This window comes from Paenibacillus sp. D9, assembly GCF_001188365.1.
GTDB classification, from domain to species: domain Bacteria; phylum Bacillota; class Bacilli; order Paenibacillales; family Paenibacillaceae; genus Paenibacillus_O; species Paenibacillus_O humicus.
In genome coordinates this window covers 2322347-2336614 of the sequence record NZ_JZEJ01000001.1, presented here as the reverse complement: position 1 = coordinate 2336614, position 14268 = coordinate 2322347, and the positions used below count along the sequence as shown (strand labels likewise).

14 protein-coding genes are annotated in these 14268 nt (G+C 61.1%); all 14 read left to right on the top strand.

Annotated features, from left to right (window positions below):
• Nucleotides 1-43 precede the first annotated feature (43 nt).
• Nucleotides 44-1225, top strand: coding sequence for a transglutaminase domain-containing protein (locus VE23_RS10705; protein WP_232316877.1), 1182 nt, complete (start codon nt 44-46; stop codon nt 1223-1225).
• A 238-nt stretch (nt 1226-1463) separates the two neighbouring features.
• Entirely contained in the window at nt 1464-2432 is a 969-nt protein-coding gene (locus VE23_RS10700; protein WP_048744974.1) for a metal ABC transporter solute-binding protein, Zn/Mn family, read from the top strand.
• Nucleotides 2429-3301 (top strand): metal ABC transporter ATP-binding protein, encoded by an 873-nt coding sequence (locus tag VE23_RS10695; protein ID WP_083436270.1) that lies wholly within the window; start codon nt 2429-2431, stop codon nt 3299-3301. The genes VE23_RS10700 and VE23_RS10695 overlap by 4 nt, the downstream gene beginning before the upstream one ends.
• Nucleotides 3298-4236 carry a metal ABC transporter permease gene (locus VE23_RS10690; protein WP_049867956.1) on the top strand — a complete coding sequence of 313 codons (939 nt, stop codon included), beginning with the start codon at nt 3298-3300 and terminating at the stop codon, nt 4234-4236. The genes VE23_RS10695 and VE23_RS10690 overlap by 4 nt, the downstream gene beginning before the upstream one ends.
• Before the next feature lies 1 nt (nt 4237).
• Complete coding sequence (locus tag VE23_RS10685; protein WP_021882441.1) at nt 4238-5122, top strand: metal ABC transporter permease; 885 nt, start codon at nt 4238-4240, stop codon at nt 5120-5122.
• A gap of 245 nt (nt 5123-5367) precedes the next feature.
• Nucleotides 5368-6120 (top strand): Cof-type HAD-IIB family hydrolase, encoded by a 753-nt coding sequence (locus tag VE23_RS10680; protein ID WP_048744976.1) that lies wholly within the window; start codon nt 5368-5370, stop codon nt 6118-6120.
• 7 nt (nt 6121-6127) lie between these two features.
• The gene (locus VE23_RS10675) at nt 6128-6643 is read left to right on the top strand and encodes a DUF456 domain-containing protein (protein ID WP_021880641.1); all 516 of its coding nucleotides are present in this window, start codon (nt 6128-6130) and stop codon (nt 6641-6643) included.
• Nucleotides 6644-6684: 41 nt separating this feature from the next.
• Nucleotides 6685-7416 carry a ThuA domain-containing protein gene (locus VE23_RS10670; protein WP_021880642.1) on the top strand — a complete coding sequence of 244 codons (732 nt, stop codon included), beginning with the start codon at nt 6685-6687 and terminating at the stop codon, nt 7414-7416.
• Nucleotides 7417-7601: 185 nt separating this feature from the next.
• Nucleotides 7602-9278, top strand: a complete 1677-nt coding sequence (locus VE23_RS10665) for a putative polysaccharide biosynthesis protein (RefSeq protein WP_049867955.1) — start codon at nt 7602-7604, stop codon at nt 9276-9278.
• Nucleotides 9279-9347: 69 nt separating this feature from the next.
• On the top strand, nt 9348-9710 hold the full coding sequence (locus VE23_RS10660; RefSeq protein WP_269746012.1) for a thioredoxin family protein: 363 nt from the start codon (nt 9348-9350) through the stop codon (nt 9708-9710).
• Nucleotides 9711-9971: 261 nt separating this feature from the next.
• Nucleotides 9972-10880, top strand: coding sequence for a COX15/CtaA family protein (locus tag VE23_RS10655; RefSeq protein ID WP_048744979.1), 909 nt, complete (start codon nt 9972-9974; stop codon nt 10878-10880).
• Between the two features lie 9 nt (nt 10881-10889).
• Nucleotides 10890-12662, top strand: a complete 1773-nt coding sequence (locus VE23_RS10650; RefSeq protein WP_049867953.1) for a UbiD family decarboxylase — start codon at nt 10890-10892, stop codon at nt 12660-12662.
• 61 nt (nt 12663-12723) lie between these two features.
• On the top strand, nt 12724-13440 hold the full coding sequence (locus VE23_RS10645) for a Cthe_2314 family HEPN domain-containing protein (protein WP_049867952.1): 717 nt from the start codon (nt 12724-12726) through the stop codon (nt 13438-13440).
• Nucleotides 13441-13461: 21 nt separating this feature from the next.
• Nucleotides 13462-14250 carry an SDR family oxidoreductase gene (locus VE23_RS10640; protein WP_049867951.1) on the top strand — a complete coding sequence of 263 codons (789 nt, stop codon included), beginning with the start codon at nt 13462-13464 and terminating at the stop codon, nt 14248-14250.
• The last annotated feature ends 18 nt before the right edge of the window (nt 14251-14268 follow it).

Genomic DNA, 14268 nt, shown 5'->3' with positions numbered 1-14268 from the left:
TAGGACTTCGCCGTAAAAGGACAACAGGGGAGGGGGCATGCACATGTCTATGGCCATCATCCAGAACAGTCTCCAGCCGCTCCTTGACCTGGAGCCGGTATCGCTTGCCGTGCTGCTTGTCATCGCCGTTTCCCTGCTTCAAGGCTTCGGAAGAGGGGCGAGGAATTCCTCGCAGCGGCTGTTTCATTTCATCTGGGAAGGGGTGCTGCTGATTGCGGCGCTGGCCGGCGCGGCCAAGCTGGCGCAGCTGCTCTCCTCTCCCGCCAGCCGCTGGCTTCAAGCCCATGTCCATCTCCCGCAGAAGGAGATGGCCGGCCTGGAGCAGGCCTGGTATACTTTCCTTACGAGCGTGAGGGACCTGCCTCTGCTTCGCTTCGGCGTTTTGTTCCTGATCGGCTATGCGCTGCTCCGCCTGCTGCTGTCGACCCTGACGCCTCTTGCGTGGAGAGCGTTCGGAGCGGCGGCTTATCCTGCCCGCGAAGCAGAGGAAGGCGTCGAAGAAGCCCGCAGCGGCCGTTCAAGCAGCCGCGCCGCGGGAGCCGTCATCGGCGGCCTGCACGGGGTCGGCCGCTCGTTCGTGCTTCTCGCCCTGCTGTTTCTCTATGTATCCGTATTTCCAACGGCTCCGTTGGCCGGGAACATCGAGAGCTCCCCGGTCTACCGCCAGGCAGCGGACAAGCTGCTGCAGCCGGTTGCCGGAGGGCTGCTCGCAGGCAGCGGTCCGGTCATTACGGAAGCGGTCGGCAGCGAGTTCCAGCAGGTTCTTCAGCGGAGATACGAGATCATCGACTCCAATATTCCGGCCGATATCGGAGACGCCGCAAGGGAGGTTGCTGCCGGTGCAGGCAGCGACCGGGAAAAGGCGGAGCTTCTCTACGAATGGCTCGGCAAGCGGATCGCCTATGATTGGGACAAAGCGGACAATTACACGTCCAAAGGCATATGGAAAGAGCAGACGCCGGAGGAAACGTTCAAGTCCCGGAAGGGCGTATGCATCGATACGGCCCGCCTGTACGCTGTCATGGCCCGTTCGGCGGGACTGGAGGTCCGGGTCGTGACGGGGCTTGGAGCCGACGGCCGCGGAGGGTTCGGCAGCCATGCCTGGAATGAGGTCAAGCTGGCGGACGAAGGCGGCAAATGGATTCCGCTGGATGCGACCTGGGCTTCGACCGGCGATTGGTTCGATTCGGCTGACTTTGACAAAACCCATGTCAGAAAGATCTGAAATGGTTTGGAAGTAAACATTTTTGCATTCGTAAAATGACTTGATAGATAAAGGTTTTTTCGTATCCAAGCACTCCTCGGGAGTGCTTTTTTTATTTTCCGGAATATCTTTTGCTAGAATAAAAATATGTTGCACGATGGAAACTTTATTGTATACTATAAAAAATAAGTCATAAGACCAACTGAGGAAATGAAGGAATCTGCGGAGGCATGATTGGGCCGCCGAGGGGGAGAGGGATTTGAAGGCAGGAAGATGGAGAAGGAGATGGGAGAGGCTGGCTCTGACAGGCTTGCTGCTGTCCGTGCTCTTGCTTGCCCAGGCCTGTTCGGGCGCCGGCGATGCCGGAACCGGCGAGAGCGGGGGCGAGCTGGCCGTGACGGCGACGACGGGAATGATCGCGGATGCGGCACAGGCGGTAGGCGGCGACCGGGTGCGCGTGGCGGCGCTTATGGGACCGGGCGTAGACCCCCATCTGTACAAGGCATCGCATGGGGATATGGTCAAGCTCGACCAAGCGGACATCGTCCTGTACGGAGGTCTGCATCTCGAAGGAAAGATGACCGAGGTGCTGCATAAGCTCGGCCGCTCCCGGACGGTTGTCGCCGTCACAGACGGAATTCCGCAGGGAAAGGTGATGGAGACCCAGCCCGGCAGCCCGGATCCTCATGTCTGGTTCGATGCGGAGCTGTGGATGCATGCGGTGGAGAAGATCCGGGATACGTTTGCGGCGAAGGATCCGGAGCATGCCCAGGCTTATAAGGAGCGGGCCGACGCTTATTTGGCGGAGCTGCGGAGCCTTCATCAGTATGCGTCCGCCAAGCTCGCTTCGATTCCGGAGCAGCAGCGGGTGCTCGTGACCGCCCATGACGCCTTCGGCTATTTCGGACGGGCTTACGGGCTGGAGGTGAAGGGTCTGCAGGGCATGAGCACGGCATCGGAGTTTGGATCGAGAGATGTCGCCGCGCTGCGGGATTTTCTGGTGGACAACAACATTCCCGCCGTCTTCGTCGAATCGAGCGTTCCCCGGAAATCGATCGAATCGGTCATGGAAGGGGCCGGCCGGATGGGCCATAAGGTCGTCATCGGCGGCGAGCTGTTCTCCGACGCGCTCGGAGAGAAGGGAACTCCGGAAGGAACGTATATCGGCATGTTCCGCCACAATGTCGACACCATCGCAGAGGCTTTGAAGGGAGAGAACGGATTATGAACGCATACGAAGAGATCGCAGCCGATAATGGCATTCAAGATGCCGGCAAGCGGAAACGCAACGTCCTCGAAGTGGCAGGTCTGAGCACGGCTTACCGAAACCGTTCCGTGCTGCGGGACGTTTCGTTCGCGGTTCCGGAAGGGGAGCTTGTCGCCATCGTCGGCCCGAACGGAGCCGGCAAGTCGACGCTGATCAAGAGCGTTCTCGGCCTTACGCCGACGCTCGGAGGAGAAGCGAGAGCATTCGGCGAAACCATCGATGCCGCCCGCAGGCGGATCGGCTACGTGCCTCAGCGCGAGTCGGTCGACTGGGACTTTCCGACGCATGCGCTCGATGTCGTCATGATGGGACGGTACGGGCGGCTGGGCTGGTTCCGCCGGCCCGGCCGCAAGGAGCGGGCCCTTGCTCTGGAGTGCCTGAGGGGGGTCGGCATGGAGGCGTTCGCCGAGCGCCAGATCAGCGAGCTGTCCGGCGGACAGCAGCAGCGGGTGTTCCTGGCGAGGGCGCTGGCGCAGGACGCGGATCTCTATTTCATGGATGAGCCGTTCGCCGGCGTCGACGCTGCGACCGAGAAAGCGATTGTCCAGCTGCTCCGCAAGCTGCGCGCGGACGGGAAGACGGTCATCGTGGTCCATCACGATTTGGCGACCGTGCCGGAATATTTCGATTCCGTCCTGCTCCTGAATGTAACGGTCCAGGCTTTCGGCCCTACCGCCAAGGCATTCACGGAAGAGAACCTCCATCGCACCTACGGAGGACGGATCGGATTTGCCGGGGCAGGCGCTGCCGCAGCCGCCAGCGAAAGGCGGGCTGATCCCGCTCCGCGGCAGGATGCCGTCCATACCTTCCAGGGAGGCGCGCGTCCATGACCGGGTTATGGGCTTCCATCGAGACGCTGGCCTCCGACCCGAACCTGCGCTGGATCGCGCTCGGCTGCATGCTGCTCGGGCTGAGCAGCGGCATGATCGGCTGCTTCGCCTATTTGCGCCGGCAGAGCCTGATGGGCGATACGATCGCCCACACGGCGCTTCCCGGCATCTGCGTCGCTTTCCTGCTCACGGGGGTGAAGTCGCTGCCGGTATTCATGCTGGGCGCCGTGGCGGCCGGCATTGCCGGCACGCTGGCGATCCGGCTCATCACCTCGCGCTCGCGCATCAAGGCGGATGCGGCGATGGGCATCGTGCTTTCCTCGTTTTTCGGCATCGGCATCGTGCTGCTGACGATGATCCAGCACAGCGGAGACGGGAGCCAGAGCGGCCTCGACAAGTTCCTGTTCGGCCAGGCGGCTTCCATGGTGGGCAGCGATGTGCGGCTTATGGCGGGGGTATGCCTGCTGCTGGCGACCGTATGCACGCTGCTCTTCAAGGAGTTCAAGCTTCTTTCGTTCGATCCCGCCTTCGCCAAGGGAGCGGGATTCCCGACGGGGCTGCTCGATTTTCTGATGCAGGGACTCGTCGTCGTGGCCGTCGTCGCCGGCATCCAGGCCGTCGGCGTCGTGCTCGTCGCCGCCCTGCTCATCACCCCGGCCGTATCGGCCCGCTTCTGGACGGAGCGGCTCGGGCGGATGATCTTCCTGTCGGGGCTGTTCGGGGCTGTCAGCGGCCTGCTGGGAGCCTGGATCAGCTCGCAAGTGAGCCAGCTGCCGACCGGCCCGGTCAGCGTGCTTGCGGCAGCGGCGATCTTTCTTTTATCCGTCGCCTTCGGCAGCCGCAAGGGCCTCGTTGTCGCTTCGCTGACCCGGAGGGGCATGCGGCGAAGCCTGGAGCCGGCAACGTCCGCAAGCAAGGCAAAGGAGGCGGGCTGACATGATGGACTTCTGGATTTTGCTGACCGGCTCCCTGGCCGCCGTGAGCTGCGCCGTGCTGGGCTGCTTCCTCATCCTGCGCCGCATGGCTCTCATCGGAGATGCCATCAGCCATTCGGTACTGCCGGGAATCGTCATCGCTTATATGTTCAGCGGATCGAGGGATTCGATCCTGATGCTCATCGCCGCCGCCTTCATGGGGCTGCTGTGCGTCTTTCTCATCCAATGGTTCAACCAGCGGGGAATCCAGAGCGATGCCTCGATCGGCGTCATCTTCACGTCGCTGTTCGCGATCGGAGTCGTGCTTATCAGTCTCAACGCCCGGCAGGTCGACCTCGACCTGGACTGCGTCCTCTACGGGGAGATCGCATATGCGGCCTGGAATACGCTCGAGATCGGCGGGGTCGGCATCGGGCCGCGCTCCGTATGGCTGCTCGGGGGAGCGCTGACGCTGATCCTCGCCGTCATCGGACTGTTCTACAAGCAGTTCAAGCTGTGCGCGTTCGATCCGCTGCTGGCGGCTGCGCTCGGCATTCCGGCCGCCCTGTTCCATTACTTGCTTATGGGCCTCGTATCGATCACGACGGTGAGCTCCTTCGAAAGCGTAGGCGCGATTCTCGTCGTCGGACTGCTCGTCATCCCGCCGTCCACCGCCTATCTCCTCACCGACCGCCTCGGCAGAATGATCGCGATCAGCGCGGCGTGCGGCGTGCTCTCCACGTTGCTGGGCTTCCTGCTCGCGGTATGGCTGGACGCTTCCATCGCCGGCTGCATCGTGGCCGCTGCCGCGGCATTGTTCGCCGCTGCATTCGTCCTGTCGCCGAAGCATGGCCTGATGGCGGCGAAGCTGCGGCGGAGGCGGAGAAGTCTGGAGGGAGCCGCCTGAGCGGCTTCCGTCTTTTCCTTCCGCTCTTTCTTCATCGATGGCTGCCGGCCGGATGCCGGCTTTGCCATCGATCGGGCGCCGGAAGAGCGGCTTCGTAGCCAAAATACCATGCAGATGCGCCAAAATAGGCAGGCGCGCGGCCGCAGCGCCTGGGCGTATAATGAATCCAGCCGGCTGAATCGCATTTGGAATCCTTGTCCGATATGATAAAATATCAAGCAACACCATCTGGCAGGGAGGAACATATGAGAGATTACAAACTGCTTGCCCTCGATATGGACGGGACGCTGCTGACGGACGAGCAGACGATAAGCGAAGAGAACGCGGAGTGGATCCGCCGGGCAATGGAGGCGGGAATAACCGTCTGCTTCTCCACCGGAAGGGGCTTCCAGGGGGCTTTGCCGTTCGCGGAGCAGCTCGGGCTGGACACTCCGATGATTACGGTGAACGGAAGCGAGATCTGGAGCAAGCCCCATGTGCTCTACCGGAGGACGCTCATGAACGCCTCGGAGATCAAGCGTCTGCACAGGCTTGCCGTCCAGCATGCGGAGCCCTGGTTCTGGGGATACTCCGTCGAGGGCGTCTTCAACAAGGAAAAGTGGATCGAGCCGGCGGACGGCTACGATGATTTCCACTGGCTCAAATTCGGCTACCATACCGAGAACGACTCCATCCGCGAGGAGATCCGCCGCGAGGTCGAGAGCTGGGGCTCGATGGAGATCACCAACTCGTCTCCGTGGAACCTCGAGCTCAATCCCGCCGGAGTGAACAAGGCGACCGCCATCCGCGAGCTGTGCGGCGTTCTCGGCATCGAGATGTCCCAGGCCGTCGCTGTCGGAGACAGCCTCAACGATATCGAGGCGATCCGCCAGGCCGGACTCGGCGTCGCCATGGGCAATGCCCAAGCGGCGGTCAAGGAAGCGGCGGACGCCGTTACGCTGAGCAACAACGAGCATGGAGTCGCGCATGTCATCCGGGACATGCTGCTGAAAGGGTGAGCCGGCGATGACGCTAGCGATCATCGGCTGGATACTCGTCGTCATCCTGTTCCTTGTCGGCATGGCCGGAACGGTCTATCCCATCCTTCCGGGAGCGCTCGCCATCTACGCGGCCTTTTTCGTCTACGGCCTGTTCATCAGCTTCTCGCCGTTCGGCTGGATGTTCTGGACGATCCAGACGCTCATCGTCGTCGTCCTGTTCATCGCCGATTACGCCGTCAGCGCATGGGGCGTCAAGAAATTCGGAGGCTCCCGGGCATCCGTCGTCGGCAGCACGATCGGGCTGATTGTCGGCCCGTTCCTTATTCCGGCGTTCGGCCTCATCATCGGCCCGCTGGCTGGAGCGATGATCGGAGAGCTGTACAAGATCGTCATGGACAAGGAGCCCGTATCGGGACCGATCCTGAAGCGCACCTTCATGTCCGGCATCGGCGCCGTCGTCGGCCTGCTGTCGAGCACGGCCGTGAAGATCGTCCTGCAGCTCGCGATGATCATCCTGTTCATCCTCTGGCTTGTGTTCTGATGTCCGTTATCCCAATACCTACTTAAAGGAGCTCATTATCAATGATCAAATTGACGATCTGGAACGAATTCGTCCACGAGAAAGAACATGAGGAAGTCCGCAACGTCTATCCGGACGGAATCCACAATACGCTGGCCAAAGGGCTCGCTGACGCCAGCTTCGAGATCAAGACGGCAACGCTCGAGGAAGCGGAGCACGGCCTGACCGAGGACGTCCTGAACAACACCGACGTTCTGGTCTGGTGGGGCCATATGGCCCACGACCGTGTCGAGGACGCCATCGTGGAGCGCGTGCACAAGCGCGTCATGGAAGGCATGGGCCTCATCGTCCTCCACTCCGGCCACTTCTCCAAAATCTTCAAGAAGCTCATGGGCACGGGCTGCGACCTGAAATGGCGCGAAGCCGGCGAACGCGAGCGCATCTGGGTCGTCGATCCCGCGCATCCGATCGCAGCCGGCCTGCCGGAGCAGTTCGCACTGGAGCAGGAGGAAATGTACGGCGAGCACTTCGATATCCCGGCTCCGGACGAGCTTGTGTTCGTCAGCTGGTTCGAAGGCGGCAACGTCTTCCGCAGCGGCTGCACGTTCCACCGCGGCCAAGGCAAGATCTTCTACTTCCGTCCTGGCCACGAGACGCATCCGACCTACTACGATGCCAACGTGCTGAAGGTCATCTCCAACTCCGTCAAATGGGCGGCTCCGTCGGGCGCGGCTGTTCCGGTCCGCGGCCAAAGCGTGCCTTCGCTGGAGCCGATCTCGCCTAAAAACGTTTAATTCCATCCACTGGGCAAGCCCGCTGCGGCAAACCCCTCCGATCCCGCAGATTGCTCTGCGGGATTTTTTCGCGCCGCGGCAGCGCAGGCGCCGATTCGGGATGGACGGGTGTGGGGAGGGGCCGTTTTGTGGTACACTAGCAGGGTCATTCGTATTATTCGTGAAGGAAGAAGGAACCCGACAACATGGTCAAAAAAGACTCCCTCATCCGGGGCACTCTGATTCTGGCAGCGGCCGCGCTCATCGCTCGGGTGCTGGGACTGTTCCAGCGGGTTCCGCTGGATTATATGTTCTCCGGACCCGGCAACGGGTATTTCGGCATCGCCAATACGGTCTATCTATACCTGCTCATCATCGCCACGGCCGGCATTCCGAGCGCCATCAGCAAGATGGTTTCGGAACGCTACGCGCTCGGAAGGCCGCGCGAAGCCCAGCGGATCTACCGAGCCGCGCTGCTGTTCGGCGCCGTCACCGGCGTCCTGCTGTCGACGCTGCTGTACATATTCGCGCCTTATTACGCCTCCAGCTTCGTCCGCACGCCGGAAGCCTCCTCGTCGATCCGGGCGATCGCGCCGGCGCTGCTGCTGTTCCCGATCATCGCGATGATGCGCGGCTACTTCCAAGGCAGGCAGATGATGTCCGCAGGCGGCATTTCCCAGATCGTCGAGCAGATCGCGCGCGTGCTCGTCGGCATCGGACTTGCCCTCGTCGTGCTCAATCTCGGCTGGACGGACCGCTGGATATCCGCCGCAGCGACCTTCGGCAGCGTGTTCGGCAGCATCGGCGCCTTCCTCGTCATGCTGTATTACGCCCGCAAGCTGAAGCGCTCCGACATGGAGGAGGAGCGCTCGCTCGGACGGGCGGCCCGCGAGAGCGCGGCAGCATCCGAGGCGGCCGCTCCTCCGGTGCGGCTGCGCAGCATTTACAAGGAAATTTTCACCATGTCGGTGCCGATCGTCGTCACGGCGATGACGGTTCAGTTCATCTATCTGATCGACTCGACCTTCTTCATCCGGTGGACGGACAGCTATTACAGCGCCTACGATACGGCGAGCCGCATCCGCGATTATCTCATCTTCAACGCGCAGTCGATCGCAGGCATCCCGCCGATTCTGGCGATCGCGCTCAGCCAGTCGATCATTCCGGTGCTGTCGGCCGCCAATTCCGTCGGACGGCTGGATGAAGTGCGCAAGCAGGCTTCGCTCGTCATGCGCATCGTCGTCTTCACCGGCGTGCCTGCCGCCCTGGTGCTGACGGTAGGAGCCCATTCCGTGAACGGGCTGCTGTTCTCGGATCCCGGCGCCAGCGGCGTCGTGGCCGCTCTGACGATCGGCACGATCTTCCAGGTCACGATGATGACGAGCAACTCGATCCTGTTCGGACTCGGCAATCCCCGTCCGGCGATGATCAGCGCCATCATCGGCTACGCCGTCAAAATTATCGGCAGCCTGGCGCTCGGCCCGCTGCTGGGAGGCTACGGCTTCATCATCGCTTCCATGCTCTGCTTCATGATCATTACCTGGCTGAACATGAGGGTGATCCAGAACAAGGTGAAGCTGAACGTGCTCGGCCGCCGCTGGCCTGCCTACCTGCTGACGATCGTTATCGCCGCTGCGGCAGGCTACGGGACCGACATGACCGTCAGAGGCGTGCTCGGCTCGATTCTGCCTTCCAAGCTCGTCTTTTTTGCCGGCACCATCGCTACCGGCGTCGTGATGGGCCTGTTCTACCTGTTCCTGCTCATTGCGCTCGGCGTCATCAGGGAAGCCGACGCAAGCTCCTTCCCCGGCCCTCTGCGCAAAATTCTGCTTCCTCTTGTCCGCCGCTTCGGACGTCGGGAGACGGAAGTCCAGAGCTCCTGATCATGAGCCTCGCGGAGGCTCGGCTGCCGGACTTTTACAAAACGGTTCAAACTCGGTACGATAGAGTAAATCCATACAAAAAGGGTGATTGACATGCGCAAAGTAACGACCGACGAACAGTTCCGCGAAACCGTCGCCTCTTCCGGCGTCACGGTGGCCGTCTTCAAGACGACCTGGTGTCCCGATTGCCACTTCATCGATCCGTTCATGCCGGAGATCGAGCAGAACTACGCGGGCAGGATCGAGTTCATCGAGATCGACCGCGACGATCTGCCCGAGCTATGCTCCGAGCTGAACATTCTCGGCATTCCGAGCTTCATCGCTTTCCGCGAAGGCAAGGAAGTCATCCGCTTCGTCAGCAAGCTGCGCAAATCGAGGGAAGAGATCGAGCAGTTCCTCGGCCGCGCGATCGAAGTATCCGCCGCGCTGTAAGCCTCGGCGCAGCCGGCTTGGCAGCCAGCCCATCAGGGGCCACTCTCTGATGGGCTTTTATGCTGCATGCGTTAGTAATTCCCCGCTCAGGGTCTGCAAGCTGCCGGCCTCCGCAGGGCAAAATAACGCCGGAATGCTTGTACAAATCGTGTCTGATCCGACGTGGAAAGATGCCATTATCGTCACATTTTCAACATGGCTTTTGCATTTTTTTGCCGCTATAATGAGGGTTGTATCCATCGAAGGGGTGACAAACAAACGATGATCTCCCGCCTATACCGCCTGCTTGCATGGATGTCCAGCATCGGCATGTTCCTCGTCCTGCTTGCAGGCGCTCTCGTGACCAATACGGGCTCCGGAAGGGGCTGCGGCGATGACTGGCCGCTATGCAACGGCAAGTTCATTCCCGCTTTTACCCTCGAGACAGCCATCGAATATTCGCATCGCGTCGTAACCGGACTGGTCGGCATCATCGTCGTGGCTACCTTTGTCATGACCGTGGTGGTCTACCGCCGCTTCCGCGAGCCGCTCTGGTTCGCCGGCCTGACGCTGTTCTTCACGATCGTGCAAGCGCTCATGGGCGCTGCGGCCGTCGTCTGGTACCAAAGCCCTCCCGTCATGGCGCTTCACTTCGGCATTTCGCTGCTTGCGGTCGCCTCGACGGTGCTGCTCGTCCTGTGGGTGAGGCGAATGGACAAAGGGCATGATCCCGCCTCGGCATCGATGCTTCCCCGTTCCGTGTTCACCTGGGTATTGTCTGCGGCGATCTATTGTTACGTCGTCGTTTACCTCGGCGCCTTCATCCGCCATACCGACTCGGGAGGAGGCTGCCTCGGCTGGCCGCTGTGCAACGGCGAGCTCGTGCCGGAGATCAATGGAGCGACCGGCATCGTCTTCGCCCACCGGATCGCCGGCCTGATTCTTTTCTTCGTGCTTCTCGGCCTCTTCCTTCATGTCCGCAAGCAAGCCGGAAGCAGCGACCCGGCCGCTCGCTCTGCCCTTTGGGTTTTGATTCTGGTCATCTGCCAGATTTTCAGCGGAGCATGGCTGACCGCGACCATCGGCAACGACCAATGGTTCATCTTTACCAATATGCTCCACAATCTCATTATTACGATTTTGTTCTCCATTCTTATAGATCTGGGTGTCCAAGCCCGGAAGAGACGTTAGGAGCCGATCATGACTTTTGCAAACCTGAGGCAATTCGTAGAAGCGCTGCGCAAGGACAACGACCTCGCCGTCATCGAGGCTCCGGTGGATCCGAATCTGGAGCTCGCGGAAATTCACCGGCGCGTCATCGAAGAGGAAGGACCCGCCCTGCTGTTCACGAACGTGAAGGGCAGCACCTTCCCCGTCCTGACCAATATGTTCGGCACCGCCCGCCGCGTCGATCTGGCATTCGGCACGAAGCCCGAAGAGCTGATGAAGACGGTCGTCGGCGCGATGGACCGCCTGCTGCCGCCAACGCTCGGAGCCGTATGGGGCGAGCGCGGCATGGTGAAGGACCTGCTCAAGGTTGGACTCAAAAACGTTCCGAACAGCGCCGCGCCGGTCATGGGGGCCGTGCGCAGGGAAAATCCGCTGAAGGGGCTGCCGTTCCTGACGAGCTGGCAGGATGACGGCGGTCCTTTCGTCACGCTTCCGCTCGTGTATACGGAGCATCCGTCCCATCCGAAGAAGCATAATGTCGGCATGTACCGCATGCAGATCTTCGACGACTCCACGACCGGCATGCATTGGCAGATCCACAAGGGCGGCGGCTTCCATTATCATGAAGCCGAGAAGAACAATCAGGAGCTGCCGGTGAGCGTATTTCTCGGGGGACCACCGGCGCTGATCGCATCGGCGATCGCTCCCGTTCCGGAGCATCTGCCGGAGCTGATGATCGCTTCGCTCATTCTCGGCAGCAAGCTTCCGGTCACCCAGGATCCGCTGGGACGCCACCGCATTCCGGCGGAAGCCGAGTTCTCGATCCACGGCAGCGTGCCGCCGCATCTGCGCAGGCCCGAAGGCCCGTTCGGCGACCATTTCGGCTACTATTCCCTGCAGCATGATTTCCCGGTCTTCAATGTCAGCCATGTGCATCACCGCAAGGATGCGATCTACCCGGCGACGATCGTCGGCAAGCCCCGGCAGGAGGACTACTACCTGGGCGAGTATCTGCAGCGGCTGCTCAGCCCGGCTTTCCCGATGGCCATGCCTGGCGTGAAGGATCTGTGGGCTTATGCGGAGACCGGCGTCCACGCCTTGGCCGCCGCTGTCGTGCGGGAGAGCTATTCGAGAGAGGCGCTTGCCACCGGCTTCCGCATTCTGGGCGAAGGCCAGCTGACGCTGACCAAATTCCTGATGCTGACCGACCAGCCGATAGACCTGTCCCGGTTCGACGTGCTGCTGGAGACGATTCTGGAGCGTTTCCGTCCGGAGACCGACCTGTTCGTCTTCGACAATACCTCGCATGATACGCTCGACTATACGAGCGGCAAGCTCAACCACGGCAGCAAGGCGCTTCTGATGGGCGTCGGCGAGCCGGTGCGGCAGCTGCCGCATGAATATACGGAAGGCCCGATCGCGGAAATCAGCGACATCGCGGTTTATTGCCGCGGCTGCCTCACCGTCTCCGGAGCCGACTATGCTTCGGATCCGGAGCTGGCGTCCAAAGTATTGGAGAGGGCTGCCGAGAAAGGAACCGACTGGCCGCTGATCGTCCTGGTCGACGACGCCGGCACGGTCGCATCGGCGCAGACGCCGTTTCTGTGGACGGTATTCACCCGATTCAATCCTGCGGACGACATCTACGCCCTGTCGGAAGCAAGACGCCATCATATGGCCTACCGCCTTCCGATCGTCATCGATGCCCGCATGAAGCCGGGGTATCCGGACGAGCTGTTCCCGCGAGAGGACATCGTGTCTCTGGTCGACGGCAGATGGAAGGAATATTTCCCGAAATCCTAGATGTCTGAAGGTTTTTGGCTTTGCAGTACAGAAGCTTAGAAAATCCGGAGGAGGAAGGTCCATGCTGAGAATGTTGTTCGGGGAAGCGCCGGCCAAGCCTGAGGGCAGGATGGCCGAAGCGGTCCAGGCGATGACCGATTATGCCTCCCTTCTCCACAAGCTCGTGGAGGAAGGCAAGGACCGCAATCATAAGGCGCGGACATATGAGATTTGGACGATCGGCCTGATCGCATCCCTCGATGAGCTGGAGCAGAGCTGCTACGCAGCATCGCGCTTCTGCGCGATGGTCAAGAGCTCCAGCGTTGAGGACATGGGCCCGGATGAACGGCTGAATTACAGGCGCTACGTCTATTTCGACAAAAATGCCTTCATCCGGCTGTTCGCAATGCTGGACAAGCTGGGCACGCTGCTCAATGACATGCTGTCGCTGGAAACGGAACAATTCAAAAGGCAGTTCTCCTACTTCACGGTGCTGCATCGGATGCGGGACAAAAAGCTTCATCCAGGACTTGCAGGGCCGCTCACGGATATCAAGAACCAGTATGACGAGCCGATCGTCCGATTGCGGAAAAGGCGGAATGTGGAGATTCACAGCATGAACTCCGAGCTGCAGGACGATCTGATGCAGCTGCATCTGAACTTCGGAGACGAAGTGAAGCTGGAGGATATCAACAGCCAGATGGAGGACCTGGCCCAATGCCTGGACATGGCGGCGGGAACCGTCCATCTCGTGTTCGATTATGCTTTGTCTCTATTGAAGCCTGCCGTCAGCAAGTGAGTCGAGGCAAGGAGGAAGAGCGTGAAGCTGCAAGGAAAAACGGCGCTCATAACGGGCAGCGCCAAAGGGCTGGGCAAACGGGCGGCCGCCGAGCTGGCCCGGCTGGGATGCGATATCGTCCTGAACTACCGCTCCAGCGGGGCGGAGGCGGATGAGCTTGCTCGGCGCTTGGCGCAGCAGTACGGAGTGCGCGCGACTGCGGTCGAAGCGGACATCGCCGATCCCGGCGACACGGGCAAGCTGGCCGAGGAGGCGCTGAAGCTGAGCGGAAGCGTCGATATTCTGGTGAACAATGCCGGTCCGTTCATCCGGGAGCGGAGAGTATTCGCCGATTACAACGACGAGGAGATCATTTCCCTCCTTCACGGCAATCTGCTCGGCGCGATGCTGCTTGACCGCAAGTTGCTGCCGGGCATGCGCAGGAGCGGCTGGGGACGCATCATCCATTTCGGGTTCGGCCATGCGATGGAAGGCAGGGCTTGGCCGCATCGCGCCGTCTATGCGGCTGCGAAGACCGGCCTCGTCTCCTTCACCAAGACGCTTGCCGTCGAGGAAGGCGAGCATGGCATAACGGTCAACATGGTCTGTCCCGGCGATATCCGGGGCGACTTCAAGGAGAAGTCCATTGCGGACGTTGACGGAATGAGAGATCCGGATTCGCCGCTCGGCCGGCCCGGCACCGGAGAGGACGTGGCGAGGGTCATTTCGTTCCTCTGCCTGCCGCAATCGGACTTCCTGACCGGCAACATCATCGATGTGACGGGCGGCTTCGATCCGATCCGCACGAGCATCAAGCCGGTCCAGCCCTGAGACAAAAGCACGAGCGGC

Coding starts and splice junctions, on each gene's coding strand:
- VE23_RS10705 (WP_232316877.1), top strand. CDS start 44: ATGTCTATGGCCATCATCCAGAACAGTCTCCAGCCGCTCCTTGACCTG.
- VE23_RS10690 (WP_049867956.1), top strand. CDS start 3,298: ATGACCGGGTTATGGGCTTCCATCGAGACGCTGGCCTCCGACCCGAAC.
- VE23_RS10655 (WP_048744979.1), top strand. CDS start 9,972: ATGATCTCCCGCCTATACCGCCTGCTTGCATGGATGTCCAGCATCGGC.
- VE23_RS10695 (WP_083436270.1), top strand. CDS start 2,429: ATGAACGCATACGAAGAGATCGCAGCCGATAATGGCATTCAAGATGCC.
- VE23_RS10670 (WP_021880642.1), top strand. CDS start 6,685: ATGATCAAATTGACGATCTGGAACGAATTCGTCCACGAGAAAGAACAT.
- VE23_RS10675 (WP_021880641.1), top strand. CDS start 6,128: ATGACGCTAGCGATCATCGGCTGGATACTCGTCGTCATCCTGTTCCTT.
- VE23_RS10650 (WP_049867953.1), top strand. CDS start 10,890: ATGACTTTTGCAAACCTGAGGCAATTCGTAGAAGCGCTGCGCAAGGAC.
- VE23_RS10680 (WP_048744976.1), top strand. CDS start 5,368: ATGAGAGATTACAAACTGCTTGCCCTCGATATGGACGGGACGCTGCTG.
- VE23_RS10645 (WP_049867952.1), top strand. CDS start 12,724: ATGCTGAGAATGTTGTTCGGGGAAGCGCCGGCCAAGCCTGAGGGCAGG.
- VE23_RS10665 (WP_049867955.1), top strand. CDS start 7,602: ATGGTCAAAAAAGACTCCCTCATCCGGGGCACTCTGATTCTGGCAGCG.
- VE23_RS10685 (WP_021882441.1), top strand. CDS start 4,238: ATGATGGACTTCTGGATTTTGCTGACCGGCTCCCTGGCCGCCGTGAGC.